Source organism: Mesorhizobium sp. M7A.F.Ca.MR.176.00.0.0, assembly GCF_004023165.1.
In the GTDB taxonomy this organism is placed as follows: domain Bacteria; phylum Pseudomonadota; class Alphaproteobacteria; order Rhizobiales; family Rhizobiaceae; genus Mesorhizobium.
The window spans coordinates 25,909-41,826 of record NZ_RZTC01000053.1 but is presented as its reverse complement, the minus strand read 5'-3'; the positions used below and the strand labels follow the sequence as shown (position 1 = coordinate 41,826).

General features: G+C 64.6%; 18 protein-coding genes. 9 read left to right on the top strand and 9 right to left on the bottom strand.

The window, feature by feature from the left end; genetic code table 11:
• Window positions 1–1,336 (bottom strand): TRAP transporter fused permease subunit (locus EOB59_RS18845; RefSeq protein ID WP_128288970.1); only part of this gene is annotated, 1,336 nt, incomplete at its 3' end.
• 86 nt (window positions 1,337–1,422) lie between these two features.
• Window positions 1,423–2,382 (bottom strand): TAXI family TRAP transporter solute-binding subunit, encoded by a 960-nt coding sequence (locus EOB59_RS18840; protein WP_127267557.1) that lies wholly within the window; start codon window positions 2,380–2,382, stop codon window positions 1,423–1,425.
• 258 nt (window positions 2,383–2,640) lie between these two features.
• On the opposite strand from EOB59_RS18840, the gene EOB59_RS18835 reads away from it, so the two are divergent.
• Both EOB59_RS18835 and EOB59_RS18830 read left to right on the top strand, forming a co-directional pair.
• Window positions 2,641–3,009 carry a YciI family protein gene (locus tag EOB59_RS18835; protein WP_127267556.1) on the top strand — a complete coding sequence of 123 codons (369 nt, stop codon included), beginning with the start codon at window positions 2,641–2,643 and terminating at the stop codon, window positions 3,007–3,009.
• A gap of 7 nt (window positions 3,010–3,016) precedes the next feature.
• The gene (locus EOB59_RS18830; RefSeq protein WP_128288969.1) at window positions 3,017–4,261 is read left to right on the top strand and encodes an RNA polymerase sigma factor; all 1,245 of its coding nucleotides are present in this window, start codon (window positions 3,017–3,019) and stop codon (window positions 4,259–4,261) included.
• Window positions 4,262–4,264: 3 nt separating this feature from the next.
• Here the strand turns inward: EOB59_RS18830 and EOB59_RS18825 are convergent, their stop codons facing one another.
• From EOB59_RS18825 to hrcA, 6 genes are all read right to left on the bottom strand, one after another.
• Window positions 4,265–4,891, bottom strand: coding sequence for a glutathione S-transferase family protein (locus EOB59_RS18825; RefSeq protein ID WP_128288968.1), 627 nt, complete (start codon window positions 4,889–4,891; stop codon window positions 4,265–4,267).
• A gap of 129 nt (window positions 4,892–5,020) precedes the next feature.
• Window positions 5,021–6,001, bottom strand: a complete 981-nt coding sequence (gene cysK / locus EOB59_RS18820; protein WP_127267553.1) for a cysteine synthase A — start codon at window positions 5,999–6,001, stop codon at window positions 5,021–5,023.
• A gap of 194 nt (window positions 6,002–6,195) precedes the next feature.
• Entirely contained in the window at window positions 6,196–6,813 is a 618-nt protein-coding gene (locus EOB59_RS18815; RefSeq protein WP_128288967.1) for a LysE family translocator, read from the bottom strand.
• Between the two features lie 274 nt (window positions 6,814–7,087).
• On the bottom strand, window positions 7,088–8,437 hold the full coding sequence (locus EOB59_RS18810; RefSeq protein ID WP_128288966.1) for a sorbosone dehydrogenase family protein: 1,350 nt from the start codon (window positions 8,435–8,437) through the stop codon (window positions 7,088–7,090).
• A gap of 98 nt (window positions 8,438–8,535) precedes the next feature.
• Window positions 8,536–8,733: a hypothetical protein gene (locus EOB59_RS18805; protein ID WP_023814156.1), complete on the bottom strand. Its 198-nt coding sequence runs from the start codon at window positions 8,731–8,733 to the stop codon at window positions 8,536–8,538.
• Between the two features lie 24 nt (window positions 8,734–8,757).
• The gene (gene hrcA, locus EOB59_RS18800; protein WP_127808463.1) at window positions 8,758–9,840 is read right to left on the bottom strand and encodes a heat-inducible transcriptional repressor HrcA; all 1,083 of its coding nucleotides are present in this window, start codon (window positions 9,838–9,840) and stop codon (window positions 8,758–8,760) included.
• 198 nt (window positions 9,841–10,038) lie between these two features.
• On the opposite strand from hrcA, the gene rph reads away from it, so the two are divergent.
• The 5 genes from rph (at window position 10,039) to EOB59_RS18775 (ending at window position 14,074) form a co-directional block, all read left to right on the top strand.
• A complete protein-coding gene (gene rph, locus EOB59_RS18795; protein ID WP_127396273.1) occupies window positions 10,039–10,755 on the top strand; it encodes a ribonuclease PH in 717 nt (238 codons plus the stop codon).
• A gap of 264 nt (window positions 10,756–11,019) precedes the next feature.
• Window positions 11,020–11,430: a VOC family protein gene (locus EOB59_RS18790; RefSeq protein ID WP_128288965.1), complete on the top strand. Its 411-nt coding sequence runs from the start codon at window positions 11,020–11,022 to the stop codon at window positions 11,428–11,430.
• Window positions 11,430–12,077, top strand: coding sequence for an RdgB/HAM1 family non-canonical purine NTP pyrophosphatase (gene rdgB, locus EOB59_RS18785; protein WP_127808459.1), 648 nt, complete (start codon window positions 11,430–11,432; stop codon window positions 12,075–12,077). Before EOB59_RS18790 ends, rdgB begins: the two co-directional genes overlap by 1 nt.
• Window positions 12,074–13,237, top strand: coding sequence for a radical SAM family heme chaperone HemW (hemW, locus tag EOB59_RS18780; RefSeq protein ID WP_128288964.1), 1,164 nt, complete (start codon window positions 12,074–12,076; stop codon window positions 13,235–13,237). The genes rdgB and hemW overlap by 4 nt, the downstream gene beginning before the upstream one ends.
• Window positions 13,238–13,636: 399 nt before the next feature.
• Window positions 13,637–14,074 carry an EamA family transporter gene (locus EOB59_RS18775; protein WP_127269533.1) on the top strand — a complete coding sequence of 146 codons (438 nt, stop codon included), beginning with the start codon at window positions 13,637–13,639 and terminating at the stop codon, window positions 14,072–14,074.
• Between the two features lie 73 nt (window positions 14,075–14,147).
• Here EOB59_RS18775 and EOB59_RS18770 read toward each other — a convergent pair whose 3' ends face one another.
• Window positions 14,148–14,336, bottom strand: a complete 189-nt coding sequence (locus EOB59_RS18770) for a hypothetical protein (RefSeq protein ID WP_128288963.1) — start codon at window positions 14,334–14,336, stop codon at window positions 14,148–14,150.
• A 134-nt stretch (window positions 14,337–14,470) separates the two neighbouring features.
• Here EOB59_RS18770 and rsmI point away from each other — a divergent pair, with 134 nt between their 5' ends.
• Entirely contained in the window at window positions 14,471–15,400 is a 930-nt protein-coding gene (gene rsmI / locus EOB59_RS18765; RefSeq protein ID WP_127382148.1) for a 16S rRNA (cytidine(1402)-2'-O)-methyltransferase, read from the top strand.
• The gene (locus tag EOB59_RS18760) at window positions 15,393–15,770 is read left to right on the top strand and encodes a YraN family protein (RefSeq protein WP_127269758.1); all 378 of its coding nucleotides are present in this window, start codon (window positions 15,393–15,395) and stop codon (window positions 15,768–15,770) included. Before rsmI ends, EOB59_RS18760 begins: the two co-directional genes overlap by 8 nt.
• Window positions 15,771–15,918: the final 148 nt, after the last annotated feature.

Here is a 15,918-nt window from a genome sequence, read left to right as displayed (position 1 = left end):
AGGTGAAGCAGGCGACGACGAGCGCGGCGATGACGGCGCCGAGAAGGTTGACGCCGAACTTCATGAACGAAGCGGCGGCAAGCCCGAGCGCGATCCAGAAGACGATGCGGAAGGCGAGCGGTCCGATCGCTGCTGCCAGCGGCGTGCCGAGGATGAGCACGATGGTCAGCGCCAGGCCCATCGTGCCGGCGAAGATCGGCGTGTAGCCGGCAAACAGCAGATAGATCAGCGCTGCCAGCGGCAGCACCAGCGGCCAGTGTTGCCGCACCGCGTCCCACGGATTGGGCAGATCCGCCTTGGCCATGCCGTGCAGACCGGCCTTGCCGGCTTCCAGATGCACCTGCCAGAAGCAGGCGCCGAAATAGAGCAGCGCCGGGATGATCGCCGCCTTGACCACCTCGGCATAAGGCACGTTCAGCGTCTCGGCCATGATGAAGGCGACCGCGCCCATCACCGGCGGCATGATCTGGCCACCCATCGAGGAGGTCGCCTCGACGGCGCCGGCAAAGGCCGGGCGGAAGCCGAAGCGCTTCATCAGCGGGATGGTGAACTGGCCGCTGGCCACGACATTGGCGACGCCCGAGCCGGAAATCGTGCCCATCAGCGCCGACGACAGCACGCAGACCTGCGCCGGGCCGCCGCGCCACGTGCCGACAAGGCCGAGCGCGAAATCGTTGAACAGCGCGATCATGCCGGCACGTTCGAGGAAGGCGGCAAAGACGACGAAGATGAAGATGTAGGCGGCCGAGACATAGATCGGCGTGCCGTAGATGCCTTCGGTGCCGTAGGCGAAGGTGTCCACCAGCTGGGCGAAATCATAGCCGCGATGGACGAGCGGCGGCGGCAGATGGTTGCCGAAAAAGCAGTAGGCGAGAAAGATGAGGGCGATAACCGCCAGCGGCAGCCCCATCAGCCGCCGCGCCGCCTCGAAGACCAGCACCACCAGCACCGCGCCGACGATGAGATCCGGCGTGGTCAGGAAGCCGGAGCGGCGGATGAGGTCGGTGTAGAACACCCAATTGTACAGGCCGGTGCCGAAGCCGAGCGCGCCGAGCGACCAGAATATGGCCTTGGCCGGCAGGCTCTTGGTACGCAGATTGGCGATCAGGCCGAAGCCGAGCAGCAGCAGGAAGCCGACATGCATCGCCCGCACCACCTGGCTCGGAATGCTGCCATAGGCGGCGACATAGATCTGGAACACGGAAAAGGCGACGGCGATGAGAAAGGCGGCCTTGCCGGCGATGCCGTCGCCGAAGCCCGGCGGCAGGCTTTCGACCTGTTCTTCGACGGCAGGCAGATGGAAGGTGGTGGATTTGCCGTCGGTTATTTCGCTCATCCGACGCACTCCAAAGCAAGCGAATTGTAGCGCCAGGAGCCCCCCTCTGCCCTGCCGGGCATCTCAGATAGCCGAGCCATGCTCCGCTATTTCAACAACCCCTTCTCCTTGTAATAACGCTCAGCGCCGGGGTGCAGCGGCACTGGCATGCCGTCGAGCGCCTTGGCCTGGTCGATCGCCTTGGCGGCGGCATGGGCCGCGGCAAGCTGGTCGAGATGGTCGAATATCAGCTTGGTCATCTGATAGGCGATCTCGTCGGAGACATCGGCGCGGGTGATGAGGAAATTGCCGACGGCGGCGGTGGCGACATCCTCGCTTTGGCCCTCATAGGTACCCTTGGGAATGACCACCGAAAGATAGGGCGAGCCGATCTTCGCAACATCCTCGGCCGGCACCGCCACGACATTGATCGGCACCGAGGTGGCGAGGTCGCGGATCGAGGCGACGCCGAGTCCGGCCGATTGCAGAGTGGCGTCGAGCTGCCGGTTTTTGATCAGCTCGACCGATTCGGCGAAGGGCAGGTATTCGACCCGGCCGAGATCCTCGTATTTCAGCCCCGCGGCGGCGAAGATCGCGCGCGCATTGAGTTCGGTGCCCGACGCCGGTGCGCCGACCGACAGGCTCTTGCCCTTGAGGTCGGCCAGCGTCTTGATGCCGGACTCCTGGCTGGCGACGATCTGGATGTAATTGGGATAGATGGCGGCGATGCCGCGCAATTTGTCGAGCTTGCCTGGGAAACCGGCCTCGGCATTGCCTTCGGCGGCCATCTTGACGGAATCGCCGAGCGCAAAGGCGATCTCGCCCTTGCCCTGCTGCAGCAGATTGAGGTTTTCGACCGACGCCTTGGTCGCCTGCACCTGGGTGCGCGCGCCTTCGATGCCCTTGCCGTAGATTTCCGACAGCGCCACGCCGAGCGGATAATAGACGCCGGATGTGCCGCCGGTCAGCACGTTGATGAATTCCTGGGCTCCTGCCGACACAGCGCCAAGGCCAAGTGACAGCGCCACAGCGCCGGCTGCAACAAGTTTCGTTCTGAAATGAAACATCCGATTTCCCTCCCTGAAATATCGACGACCGCACCGCCTCCCAGGTGCGAACCGGGGCGAGTTTAGACAGTGGGCCGGAAATGCCAACCCGCAATTGTGCTCGTTAGACGAACGGTTGAGAGATCGGGAAGCAGATGGCGGCTTGCACAAAAATCCGTCGGAGCGGAAAGTTTTCCGCAGCCTGTCGAAATCGTGCGCTGCCGCGCGACATACGTCCGGCTCGCAACGACGCGGCCTTCGAAACAACGGGAGAAGACCATGCGATACATGATTTTGATCTACGCCGACGAAGCCGCGATGGCGAATGCCCCGGCCGAGGCGACCTACCAGATGAGTGCCGCCTATGGCGCCTATACTGAGGCCCTGAAGAAATCCGGCGCGTGGCTGGCCGGTGACCGGCTGCGCCCGAGTCAGGCGACCACCTCGGTTCGGGTGGCTGGTGGCAAGACCAACGTCCTCGACGGCCCCTATGCTGACACAAAGGAGCAGCTTGCAGGCTTCTACATGATCGAGGCCGCGGATGCCGACGCCGCGATCGCCTGGGCGGCGCGCTGCCCGGCGGCCAGCGCCGGCACTGTCGAGCTGCGGCCGATCTGGGAACTGACCGAGTACCTGTCTGAGAAATGACGATGTGATGGACAGTCGCTCCGAGACCGCCCGGGCGGCCGCCGAGGCTGCCGCCCGGCAGAGCTACGGCAAGCTGGTCGCCTGGCTCGCGGCGCGCACGCGCGACGTGGCCGCCGCCGAGGACGCGCTGGCCGATGCCTTTGCCGCCGCCCTCGAGCGCTGGCCGCGAACCGGCGTGCCGGAAAAGCCGGAAGCCTGGCTGCTGGCGGTGGCGCGGCGGCGCCGTGTCGATGCGGTGCGGCGGCGGCTCACCAGCGAGGCCGGTCGCGGGCATCTCAAGCTGATTGCGCAGGAGGCGGAGGCACGCATGACCGAGGAAGACCTGCCCGACGATCGGCTGCGGCTGATGTTCGCTTGCGCCCATCCGGCGATCGAATCGAGCGTACGTTCGCCGCTCATCCTGCAGACCGTGCTGGGGTTCGACGCCGCGACGATCGCCTCCGCCTTCCTGGTCTCGCCCGCAACGATGGGCCAGCGCCTGGTGCGCGCCAAGAGCCGCATCCGTGAAACCGGCATTCCGTTCCGCGTGCCGGAGCGGGCCGAACTCGGCGAAAGGCTGGACGCGGTGCTGGAGGCGATCTATGCCGCCTTCGCCGAAGGCTGGTCCGATCCGGCCGGCACCGAAACGCGGCGCCGCAACCTGGCGACCGAAGGCATCTGGCTCGGCCGGCTGGTGGCCTCGCTGATGCCGGAGGAACCGGAGGCACTGGGCCTGTTGTCGCTGATGCTGTTTGCCGAGTCCCGCCGCGCCGCACGGCGCAGCGCCGAAGGCGACTTCGTGCCGTTGGCGGAGCAGGATTGCCTTCTATGGGACCGTGCCCTCATCGACGAGGCGGAAGCGCTGCTTTCCCACGCCGCGGCCAAGGGCGTCATCGGCCGCTACCAGCTTGAGGCGGCCGTGCAGTCCGCGCATGCGGCACGAAGGCTCACCGGCCGCACCGACTGGGTGGCGATCCAGGAACTCTACGACGCGCTGCTTTCGATCGCAGGATCGCCGGTGGTGGCGATAAACCGCGCGGTGGCGATCGCCGAGGCCGAGGGCGCAGTGGCCGGATTGGCGGCTCTTTACGTGCTGGGCGACGACAAGCGACTTGACGAGTACCAGCCCTATTGGGCCGCACGCGCCGGTCTCCTGGCCAGGCTTGGTCAGGTACCGCAAGCCTGCGAAGCCTATGACCGGGCGATCGGCCTCGAACGCGACCCGGCGGTGCGCCGGTTCCTGCAAGGAAAACGGGCAGTGCTCAGAAATTGAGCTTCAGCCCGGCCACATCTCGTGCGAGGTGTTGAGCGTCTTCATCAGCGGATGGTCGCGCAGCCGCGCCCACAGGCGTTCGATGTTCGGCCATGCCGTCCGCGCGCTGTCGATGTCGGGATACCAGGCCACCAGCATGACCAGATAGATGTCGGCCAGCGACATCCGGTCGCCGACCAGCCAGTCACGGCCTTCGAGCGCGGCATCGAGAACGGCAAAGCCGCGGTCCATCTCGGCCACGGCCGCCTGCTTGACCGCCTTGGTGCCTTCGGGGTCGGCAGTGTAGCGGTATGCGTAGTAAAAACGCAGCACCGCCGAATAGAGCACAGACGACATAAAGGCCATCCAGCGCAGGAAATCCGCGCGGGCAGGCGCATCGGCCGCCGGCGCCAAATTGGCATCGGGATGACGCTCGGCAAGCAGGATGCAGATCGCCGCCGATTCGGTCATCGAGCTACCGTCCGGCAAGGTCAGCACCGGCACCTGGTTCAACGGACTGATGTCGATGAAGGCGGGATCGGGCCGGTCGGTCTTCGGCACGTCGATCTGCTCGAACGGTGCGTTCGCCAGCACCAGCGCCGCCTCGACGACGAAGCCACCGCTGCCCGGACGGGTGTAGAGCTTGTACATAAATTCTCCCCCGGCCGCGCAAAGCAGGCCGGGGGCGATATGAACCGGAAGCGGTGTCGCGCTCAAGCCACCGATGGCGGCCACGGGCGTTTTTTCAGCGGGCCAGCTTGGTCACGAAGAAGCGTCGGATTACGATCCCAGCCCCTCGAACAGGATTGTCGACAGGTAACGCTCGGCGAAGGACGGGATGACCACCACAAGATTTTTGCCCTTGTTCTCCGGCCGCGAGCCGACGACGATGGCCGCCTGCAGGGCGGCGCCCGAAGAGATGCCGACCGGCACGCCTTCGAGGCGGGCGACGAGGCGGGCATTGGCCACGGAATCCTCGTTCGACACTTTGACGATCTCGTCATAGATCGTCGTGTCGAGGATTTTGGGCGCAAAGCCGGCGCCGATGCCCTGGATCTTGTGCGGGCCGGGCTGGCCGCCCGACAGAACAGGCGAGGAGTCCGGCTCGACGGCGACGACATGCACGGAGGGCTTGCGCTTCTTCAGCACCTGGCCGACGCCGGTGATGGTGCCGCCGGTGCCGATGCCGGCGACGAAGATGTCGACCTCGCCATGCGTATCGTTCCAGATTTCCTCGGCCGTCGTCGTGCGATGGATTTCTGGATTGGCCGGGTTCTCGAACTGCTGCGGGATGATCGCGTTGGGGATCGTCGCTGCCAGTTCGTCGGCCTTGGCGATGGCGCCCTTCATACCTTTCGGGCCTTCTGTCAGCACCAGCTCGGCGCCCAGCAGCGCCAGCATTTTCCGGCGCTCGATCGACATCGTTTCGGGCATCGTCAGGATCAGCTTGTAGCCCTTGGCGGCAGCGGCGAAGGCAAGCGCAATGCCGGTGTTGCCCGACGTCGGTTCGATCAGCGTGGTCTTGCCGGGAGAGATCTTGCCCGACGCCTCCAGCGCCTCGATCATCGCCACGCCGATGCGGTCCTTGACCGAGGCGATCGGATTGAAGAATTCGAGCTTGGCGATGAGATTGGCGACGATGCCCTTTTCCCGGGCGAACTTGTCGAGCCGCACCAGGGGCGTATCGCCGATCGTGTCGGTGATGGAATCGTAGACGCGGCCGCGGCCGGGCACGCGGGCTGATGTGGCGGGCTTCTTCATTTGTTTCGCTCCCAGAACTTCAGGCGAGTAAGGATTTCAGGCAAGTGGAATTGCAGGCAAGATAGGACCTTCGACCGCGCAAGATAGACTGTCGATTGAAAATATCCGAGTGGGACCTGTGTCTAAAACAGTGCCGTCTCGGAAAAGCATTTCCCGCAAAGGCCTGTTTGCGAAATGCTTTGGCCGAAAGCTCGCTATTGGCGGGCGGCAATCGCTGCAGCGGCACCGACCATGAAGCCGGCAGCCGTGCGGTTCAGCGCTTTGAGCGCGCGCGGAGATTTCAGGAACCAGCGCGCCTTGGCGGCCAGCGCAAGATACGGCACCAGCACCACCAACAGCACGACAACGGTCAGCGCGACGAGGATACCATAGTCTGCCAGCGTGATGGTTTTCAGGTCGACGATGGTCGGCGTGATGGCGAGATAGAAGATCATCGTCTTCGGATTGCCGATCGTAACAGTCAGGCCGGCGGCAAAGCTCGACAGCAATCCCGCCCTGCCCGTTCGGGCCTCGACGGTCTCGGGCGTGATGCCGCTGTTCCAGAAGCGCCAGCCGAGGAAGGCGAGATAGGCGACGCCGAGCCATTTGATGGCCAGGAAAACCATGCCGAAACTCTGTGCGACGAAGGCGAGGCCAAGCACCACGGCGGTCAGATAGGTGATGTCGCCCACCATCAGGCCAAACGACATCGCCAGCGACGAGCGGAAGCCGGAGCCGAGCGCACGCGCGACCAGCGCGGTGATGCCGGGACCAGGGATCGCGGCTGCGATGCCGAGGGCGGCGCTGTAGGCGAGGAATCCGGTAAGGGTCATGGCATTCGTCTCAGATCAGAATGCCTTGTCGCATGGGACCGGCTAAGATTGAATTCCCTGGGGTCGGATTCTATTGCACCAGATATCGGGGGCCTCGCCTCACGAAGCCCCCTCATCCGGCCGCTTCGCGGCCACCTTCTCCCCGCTGGGGAGAAGAGACGAGCACGGGCCCGCCTACCTCCTCTACCCGCCGGGGAGAGGTCGGATTGTCCCGAATTGCTCTTCGCGATTCGGTTGGCAATCCGGGTGAGGGGGCCTGCGTTACCCAAGCAGATCAGGAGCGACCGTCGCCATGGGTGACACGCCAGATGGTACCGTTGCCGTCCTCGGTGACGATCAGCGCGCCATCCATGGTCACCGCCACACCGACCGGCCGGCCCCAGACCTCGCCGTTGGAGACGAAGCCGGTGATGAAATCCTCATATTCGCCGGTCGGCTTGCCGTCCTTGAACAGCAATCGCACCACCTTGTAGCCGGTCCGGTTGCCGCGGTTCCATGAACCGTGCAGAGCGACGAAAGCATCGCCCTTGTATTCGGCCGGAAAGCTCTTCCCTTCGTAGAAGGCGATGTTGAGCGGAGCCGAATGCGCCTGCATCAGCACATCGGGAACGGTCGTTTTGCCGGCAAGATCGGGGCGCTCACCCTTGTGGCGCGGATCCTCATTGTCGCCGATATAGTACCAGGGCCAGCCATAGAAGGCGCCCTCCTTGACCACGGTCGCGTATTCGGGCGGCACATTGTCGCCAAGTGCATCGCGTTCGTTGACGACGCACCACAGCGCGCCGGTCGCCGGCTGCACGGTCATGCCCGAGCAGTTGCGCAGGCCGGTGGCAAAGATACGGCCATTCTTGCCATCGGGATCGAAGGCCAGCACGCCGGCGCGGCCGTCCTCGGATCCCCATGTGGCGCCGAGCGGCTGCGACTTCGCCCAGGCGTCGAGGCCGCCCTTCGGTTCCTTGCCCATGCGCTCGGCCACATTCGATCCCGAGCCGACCGACAGATAAAGCGTCTTGCCATCCGGCGAGAAGGCGATGTCGCGGGTCCAGTGATGACTGGCAGGGATGTTGCCGACGATGGTTTCCGGATCGCCGGAGGCCTTCAGGTCGCCATTGCGGTAGGCAAAGCGCACGATGCTGTCGCTATTGGCGACATAGACCCATTGCGGGTCAGCGCCCGGCGGATAGAAGGCAATGCCATAGGGCCGTTTGAGACTGCCGGCAAAGATGCTGTCCTGCACAGGGCTCGCACCGCCTTCGGCGAGGCGATAGATGCGGACCTGGTTGGCTTTGCTGTCGGCGACGAACAGGTCGCCGTTCGGCGCGACGCGCACGACGCGTGGATTGTCGATGCCGGATGCAACCAACTCAGCCGAGAACCCCGGCGGCAGTTGCAGCTTCGCGTCTGCCGGCATGTCCGCAACGCCGGCGCTGTTAGAGGTCGATCTGTTGGCATAGGGCTTAGGCAGATCATCCGGTCTGATCAGGCGGCGTGTGCCCGGCTTGTCCGCTCGCCAGTCGCCGAAAGCGTCCGCGCCTTTCAGCGCCGGCTCGTCCGCCTGCTGGGCGAATGAAGCGGTCGAGAGAAACAGTGCGGCGGAAAGTGCGGGGCCGGCAAAACGCATCATTCGGTCCTCCAATGTTTGGGCGTGAAAACAGGAACGACCGGTTTCGTCGATCGTTCCACGGCACATGATGAGGTGGAGGAAGCTTCCGGTTTCCCGGTTCAGGTCCCGGCGGCGTAAAAATCGTCGTCGAGGCGTTTTTCCAACTCGACGAGATCGGCGGGCAGCGGCAGGCCCATGGCGCGCATTTCCTGCAGTTTTTCGCGCAACTGCTCCTGGATCTCGTGCTGGTCTTCCGGCTGGTTGACCATCTCCTCCAGCAGGAGGCTGATCCGGGCCTTGAATTCTTCGAGCGCCATCATCGTCTCCTCGGTTGGATCAGCTCAGCGCAGCATGCGTGAAATCAGCTGCGCCGTATAGTCGACCATTGGGACGATGCGCGCGTAGTTCAGCCGGGTCGGGCCGATGACGCCGAGCGCGCCGACGACGCGGGCATCCTTGTCGCGATATGGGGCGACGACCAGCGACGAGCCCGACAGCGAAAACAGCTTGTTTTCCGAGCCGATGAATATGCGCACGCCCGAGCCCTGCTCGGCGAGGTCAAGCAGCTGGATAAGCCCGTCCTGCGTCTCCATGTCCTCGAACAGATGCCGCAGCAGTTCGATGTCGGCCTGGGCGGTGACGTTTTCGAGCAGATTGGCGCGCCCGCGCACGATGAGCCGTGCCGGCAGGCCGCTATCGGCGCCGGCCCACACCGCCAGCCCCTTCTCGACCAGGTCCTGCGACAGCGTGTCGAGCGCGGCCCTGGTTTCTTCCTTGATGCGGGCGATCTCGATCCGCGCCTCGGCCAGCGTGCGGCCGCGTATATGGGCGTTGAGGAAATTCGAGGCCTCGTGCAGTTGCGAGACGGTGATGCCGGCGGGCAGCTCGACGACGCGGTTTTCGACGTCGCCATTCTGCGACACCAGCACTGCCAGCGCCTTGGTCGGTTCGAGCTGGATGAATTCGATGTGCTTCAGCGCCACCTCGTTCTTGGCGGCCAGCACCAGGCCGGCGCCGCGCGACATGCCCGACAGCATCTGGCTGGCCTCGGTCAGCATGTGTTCCAGCGTCGCGCCCGAGCCGGACGCCCGAACCTGTGCCTCGATGGCGCGGCGCTCCTCGTCGGAAAGATCGCCAAGCTCCATGAAGGCATCGACGAAGAAACGCAGGCCGGCCTGCGTCGGCAGCCGGCCGGCCGAAATGTGCGGCGCGTAGATCAGGCCGAGATGCTCGAGGTCGCTCATGACGTTGCGGATGGTGGCCGGGGACAGCGAAGACGGCAGGATGCGCGACAGGCTGCGCGAGCCCACGGGTTCGCCGTCCTTGAGATAGGAATCGACGATGCGCCGAAAGATGTCGCGCGAACGCATGTCGAGCGACTGGAGCGCGGGCGACTGCGAAGCGGGATCGACTGCCTTGGTCATACGGCCAAAAACCTCCGGCCCAAGGATACAGACTTACACTGCACCCGCGCAACCCGGTGTCTGTGTGAGATCACCGGGTGTCTTTGTGGGACCACCCGGTGTCTGTGTCAGATCGTCAGGCCATTTTCCTTTGCGCCACGCGTCCCATGCGGTTACAAGCCGGCCAAGATTCCGAAAAATGACAAGAAAGCAGCCTGAATGCGCCCTTCCAAACGCCAATTCGACGAAATGCGTGCCATCTCCTTCGAGCGCGGCGTCTCCAAGCATGCCGAAGGCTCATGCCTGGTGAAGTTCGGCGACACGCATGTCCTGTGCACGGCCAGCCTCGAGGAAAAAGTGCCGGGCTGGATGCGCAATTCCGGCAAGGGCTGGGTGACGGCCGAATACGGCATGCTGCCGCGCTCGACCGGCGAGCGCATGCGCCGCGAGGCTTCGGCCGGCAAGCAGGGCGGCCGCACGCTGGAAATCCAGCGGCTGATCGGCCGCTCCCTGCGCGCCGTGGTCGACCTGCAGGCGCTGGGCGAGCAGCAGATCACCGTCGACTGCGACGTCATCCAGGCCGATGGCGGCACCCGCACCGCATCGATCACCGGCGGCTGGGTGGCGCTGTATGACTGCCTGCGCTGGATGGAAGCGCGCCAGATGGCCAGCGTCGCCAAGGTGCTGAAAGACCACGTCGCGGCGATCTCCTGCGGCATCCATGACGGCCAGCCGGTCATCGACCTCGACTATGTCGAGGATTCCGCGGCCGGCACCGACGCCAATTTCGTCATGACCGGCAAGGGCGGCATCGTCGAGATCCAGGGCACCGCCGAGGGCGAGCCCTTTTCGGAAGAGCAGTTCGCGGATTTGATGGGTCTGGCCAAGAAGGGCATCCAGCGCTTGGTTAGTCTGCAGCAGATGGCGGTGGCTTAGGACTTAAATGCCGAGCTTGAACACCCCCCTCTGGCCTGCCGGCCATCTCCCCCTCAAGGGGGGAGATCGGATGCCATTTCGGTCTTCGCCAATCTCCGGCGTTGCAGGGTGCGCGACAATGCAGAAGCTGCTAATCTCCCCACCTGAGGGGGGTGAGGCGTGGTCCGCGAAGCGGACGGAAAGCCAATTGCTTGGCTTTCCGAACAACGAACGCCCAGAGCGGCAGCGAAGGGCCGGGGCCGGCAGGCCAGAGGGGGGCGCCTCGTGACACCCTCCGCGATCCTGGAATCGGCCCTCTACGTCACAGACCTGACCGCCGCGGAAACGTTCTTCACCGACATCCTCGGCCTCAATCTCCTAGGCAAGGTCGACGGCCGCCACCTCTTCTTCCGCTGCGGGCCGGGCGTGCTGCTCGTCTTCAATGCCGAGGCGACGAAAGTGCCGCCGGCGCCTGACGCCAGGCTGCCGGTGCCGCCGCATGGCGCGGTCGGCGAGGGCCATCTGTGCTTTGCTGCGACCGCCGATGAAATCGCCGGCTGGAAAGCCCATCTGGAGGCAAAGAAGATCGCCATCGAGAGCGAATTCGAGTGGCCGCAGGGCGGCCGTTCGATCTATATACGCGACCCCTCGGGCAATTCGATCGAATTTGCCGAGCCACGAATCTGGGGCCTTTGATGCATTCTCTCGATGGAAAGAAGATCGTCGTCGCCAGCCATAATGACGGCAAGCTGCGCGAATTCGCCGACCTGATGGGGCCGTTCGGCTTCGAAGCCAAGTCGGCCAAGGAGTATAGCCTGCCGGAGCCTGACGAGACCGGCACCACCTTCGAGGAGAACGCCTACATCAAGGCGCTCGCCGCCGCCAAGGCGACCGGCCTGCCGGCGCTGTCGGACGATTCCGGCCTATGCGTCGACGCGCTTGATGGCGCGCCCGGCGTCTACACCGCCAACTGGGCCGAAACCCCGGATGGCAGCAGAGATTTCGGCATGGCCATGCAACGCACCGAAGTGGCGTTGCAGGAAGTCGGCGCGGCCTTGCCGCAACAGCGCAAGGGACGCTTCGTCGCCGTCATCTGCCTGGCATTTCCCGACGGCGAGGCGGAATATTATCGCGGCGAGGCCGAGGGCACGCTGGTCTGGCCGCCGCGCGGCGATCTCGGCTTCGGCTACGATCCTGTGTTCCTGCCCGATGGCTTCGAAAAAACCTTCGGCGAAATGAGCGCTGAGGAAAAGCATGGCTGGAAGCCTGGCCAGCCGACGGCGCTGTCGCATCGCGCCCGTGCCTTCCAGAAATTCGCCAAGGCGAGATTGGGCTCGGCATGAGCATGCTGCTCGACCGGGCGCCCGGTTTCGGCGTCTATGTCCACTGGCCGTTCTGCGCGGCCAAATGCCCCTATTGCGACTTCAACAGCCATGTCCGCCACCAGCCGGTCGACCAGGAGCGCTTTGCCGCCGCCTTCGAGGCCGAACTGGCGACGATGCGCGAGCGCACCGGGCCGCGCGAGGTGACCAGCGTTTTTCTCGGCGGCGGCACGCCCTCGCTGATGAAGCCGGAAACCGTGGCCAGGGTTCTGGACGCCGTGGCGAAGAACTGGACTGTGCCCGACGGCATCGAGGTGACGCTGGAGGCCAATCCGTCCTCGGTCGAGGCCGAACGCTTTCGCGGCTACCGGGCAGCCGGCGTCAACCGCGTGTCGCTCGGCGTGCAGGCGCTGAATGACAAGGATTTGCGCTTCCTCGGCCGGTTGCACAATGTCGAAGAGGCCCTGCACGCCATCGGCCTCGCGCGGGAAATATTCCCAAGGCTGTCCTTCGACCTCATCTATGCCCGGCCCGGCCAGACGCCGGAGTCCTGGGCATCGGAGCTGGAACAGGCGATCGGCCATGCCGCCGACCATCTGTCGCTCTACCAGCTGACCATCGAGGAGGGCACGCCGTTCCACGCCCTGCACGCGGCAAAGAAATTCATCATTCCCGACAATGACCACGCCGCCGACCTCTATGCGCTGACGCAGGAGATTACATCGGCGCATGGTTTGCCGGCTTACGAGATTTCCAATCACGCAAGGCCGGGTGCCGAGAGCCGGCACAACCTCACCTATTGGCGCTATGGCGAATATGTCGGCGTCGGGCCGGGCGCGCATGGCCGCTTCGTCGAGAATGGTCGCCGCACGGTGACGATCGCCGAGCGGATGCCGGAAACCTGGGCCAATCTGGTCGAAGCCAAGGGCCACGGCGTCACCGGCGGCGAAATCCTGACGCGTTCGGAAGAGGCCGACGAATTCCTGCTGATGGGCCTGCGGCTCGCCGAAGGCATCGACCTCTCCCGCTACGAAACGTTCTCCGGACGCGGCCTGTCGAGCGAGCGGCTGTCGATGCTGCAGGGAGAGGGGCTGGTGGCGCCGATCGGCAATGCGCGCCTGCGCGCCACGGCCGCCGGCATGATCGTGCTCGACGCCGTGGTCGCCGATCTGGCGCGGTAGGCAGGTAGCTTTGCCTGCGCCAAGCTCCTCCCGCCTCGTCATCCACGGGCGGAGCGACGCGAAGCGGCGCGCAGACCCGAGGATCCATGCCGCGACGGCTGCTGCGGGGCGTCACGGTCCAGAATGGGCATGCCTGCTCTGCCACTTGTCCCGTTCAAACAATAGATTTCGTTGCCGGCGCATCTTCTCCACGCCAGCTTTCCAAATTCTGCACCGTAGCGAAATTCAGAAGTCACGGAATGGATCCTCGGGTCTTCGCGACGTCGCTTCGCTCCTGCTCCGCCCGTGGATGACGAAGGTGGGGAAGCCTCGTCCAATCTCCGAAGCTTAGGATTACACTTCTGAAGGCACGCGTTTCACGGTATCTCGGTTGAGACCTCATCCGCAAAGGCCACCGGCATGAACCTGACCGTATCCTCCTGGCAATTCTGGGCATTGCTCTCGGCTGCGTTCGCTGCCCTGACGGCGATCTTCGCCAAGGTTGGCATCGAGAACATCAATTCCGATTTCGCCACCTTCATCCGCACGGTCATCATCCTGATCGTGCTCGGTGCCATCCTGCTTGCCAGCGGCCAGTTCCAGTCGCCGGCCACGATCTCGGCAAAGACCTGGGCTTTCCTAGGCCTGTCCGGTCTGGCGACCGGCGCGTCATGGCTCTGCTACTTTCGGGCGCTCAAGATCGGCAATGCGGCGCAGGTGGCGCCGATCGACAAGCTAAGCGTCGTGCTTGTGGCGGTGTTTGGCGCGGCCTTTCTCGGCGAGCGGTTGTCCGGAGCGAATTGGCTTGGCGTCGCCCTTATCGCGGCGGGCGCGGTGCTGGTCGCCTATCGAGGCTAGTTGCGCGCCGTTGCGGGCATTCTTTGTTTCAAGACGGGTGATGAAGATATCGAAGCGATTGGGCATCGTCCGGTCAGTGCTCCGTCGTGCTATCGGGTTTGTTGTCGGAAAGCCTGACGTTGGTCGAAAAAGCGCTCACGGCTCGCTCTTTGGCCAGGCTGTGCTCGGTCTTGGCAGATAGGCGCTTGTCCCTGGGCGCGGCACCGCGCTTGCGGCCGGCATAGTAGGGCTCGAAAGCGTCCTGTATCTTCAGGCTGTCCATCCTGTCCTCCTCCGGAATCAGGGGGCTAATCTGCCAACGCCGGTTTGGTTCCCCACTGTGGCAAAGGAAAGGCGAATTCCTTACATCGGCGTCAGCTTTTGCAAGCCCGCGTCAGCCGTGCCAAACAGGGCTGAATGGAGAAGTCATCGGTGACCGCAGAGACGAGCAAGCGCAGCTATGTGGTCGGGCAGACCGAGATCGCGGCACGGCCATTGGAGCCGGCGCTCTATCTGGTGGCGACGCCGATCGGCAATCTCGCCGACATCACGCTGCGCGCGTTGGAGACGCTGGCCGCCGCCGACATCGTTGCTTGCGAAGACACGCGGGTGTCGCGCGTGCTGCTCGACCGCTACGGCATTCGCCGCCGCACCACGGCCTATCATGAACACAATGCCGGCGAGGCCGGGCCGAAGCTGATATCGGCACTTCAGGCCGGGCAGAGCGTGGCGCTGATCTCCGATGCCGGCACGCCGCTGGTATCCGATCCCGGCTACCGGCTGGTCGGCGAGGCGCTCGACCACGGCATTCGCGTCGTGCCTATCCCCGGCCCGTCAGCGCCGCTGGCGGCCCTGACGGCATCCGGCCTGCCCTCCGATGCCTTCCTGTTCGCCGGCTTTCTGCCGGTCAAATCAGGGCAGCGGCTGACACGGCTGGAAGCACTGAAGGCCGTGCCGGCGACATTGATTTTCTTTGAATCGCCGCGCCGGCTGGCTGACTCCCTGGCTGCCATGGTCGAAGCGCTCGGCGGCGAGCGCAAGGCCGCTATCGGCAGGGAATTGACCAAGACCTTCGAAGAGATGCGAACCGGCACGCTGCAGGCGCTGGCCGACCACTATGCTGCGGCCGATACGCCGAAGGGCGAAATCGTCGTCTGCGTCGGTCCGGCCGAGGCCAGGGTCGACGAGCCTGAAGACATCGACCGTCTGCTTCTGTCGCTTGCCGCCGAAATGCCGGCCTCCAAGGCGGCCGCGGAAGCCGCGAAGATGACCGGCGGCCAGAAACAGGCCCTTTATCGGCGGCTGCTTGACCTCAGGGAGACTTCTGGAGAAAGCGACAGTGGCTGAGCGCCCAAGCGTCAGCCGCCAAAAGGCCTATCGACGCGGTCATCGCGGCGAATGGCTGGCGGCGGCAGCACTGATGATGAAGGGCTACAGAATCCTTGCGCGCCGCCACCGCACACGCTTCGGCGAGATCGACCTGATCGCGCGGCGCGGCGATCTGGTGCTGTTCGTCGAGGTCAAGGCGCGGCGCACGCTGATGGAAGCCATGGAGGCGATCGGTCACGAATCGGAACGTCGAATAGAAGGCGCGGCCGACATCTGGCTGTCGCGCCAAGCGGACTACGGCAGGCTGTCGATGCGCTTCGACATGGTCGCGGTGCTGCCCTGGCGCTGGCCGGTGCATGTCGAGAACGCGTTTTACGGGAGGAGTTGAGGGGCCACTTACGGGCGTTGCTCGCCCTTCGCTGGCTCCCTGCCCTTCGGGCGTTCAGTCCCTTCAAAAGGTCCACCGGACCTTTTGATCCGCCCGAAGGCGAACCGGGCCTTCACCGTTCGTCGTTCGGAAAGCCAAGCAATTGGCT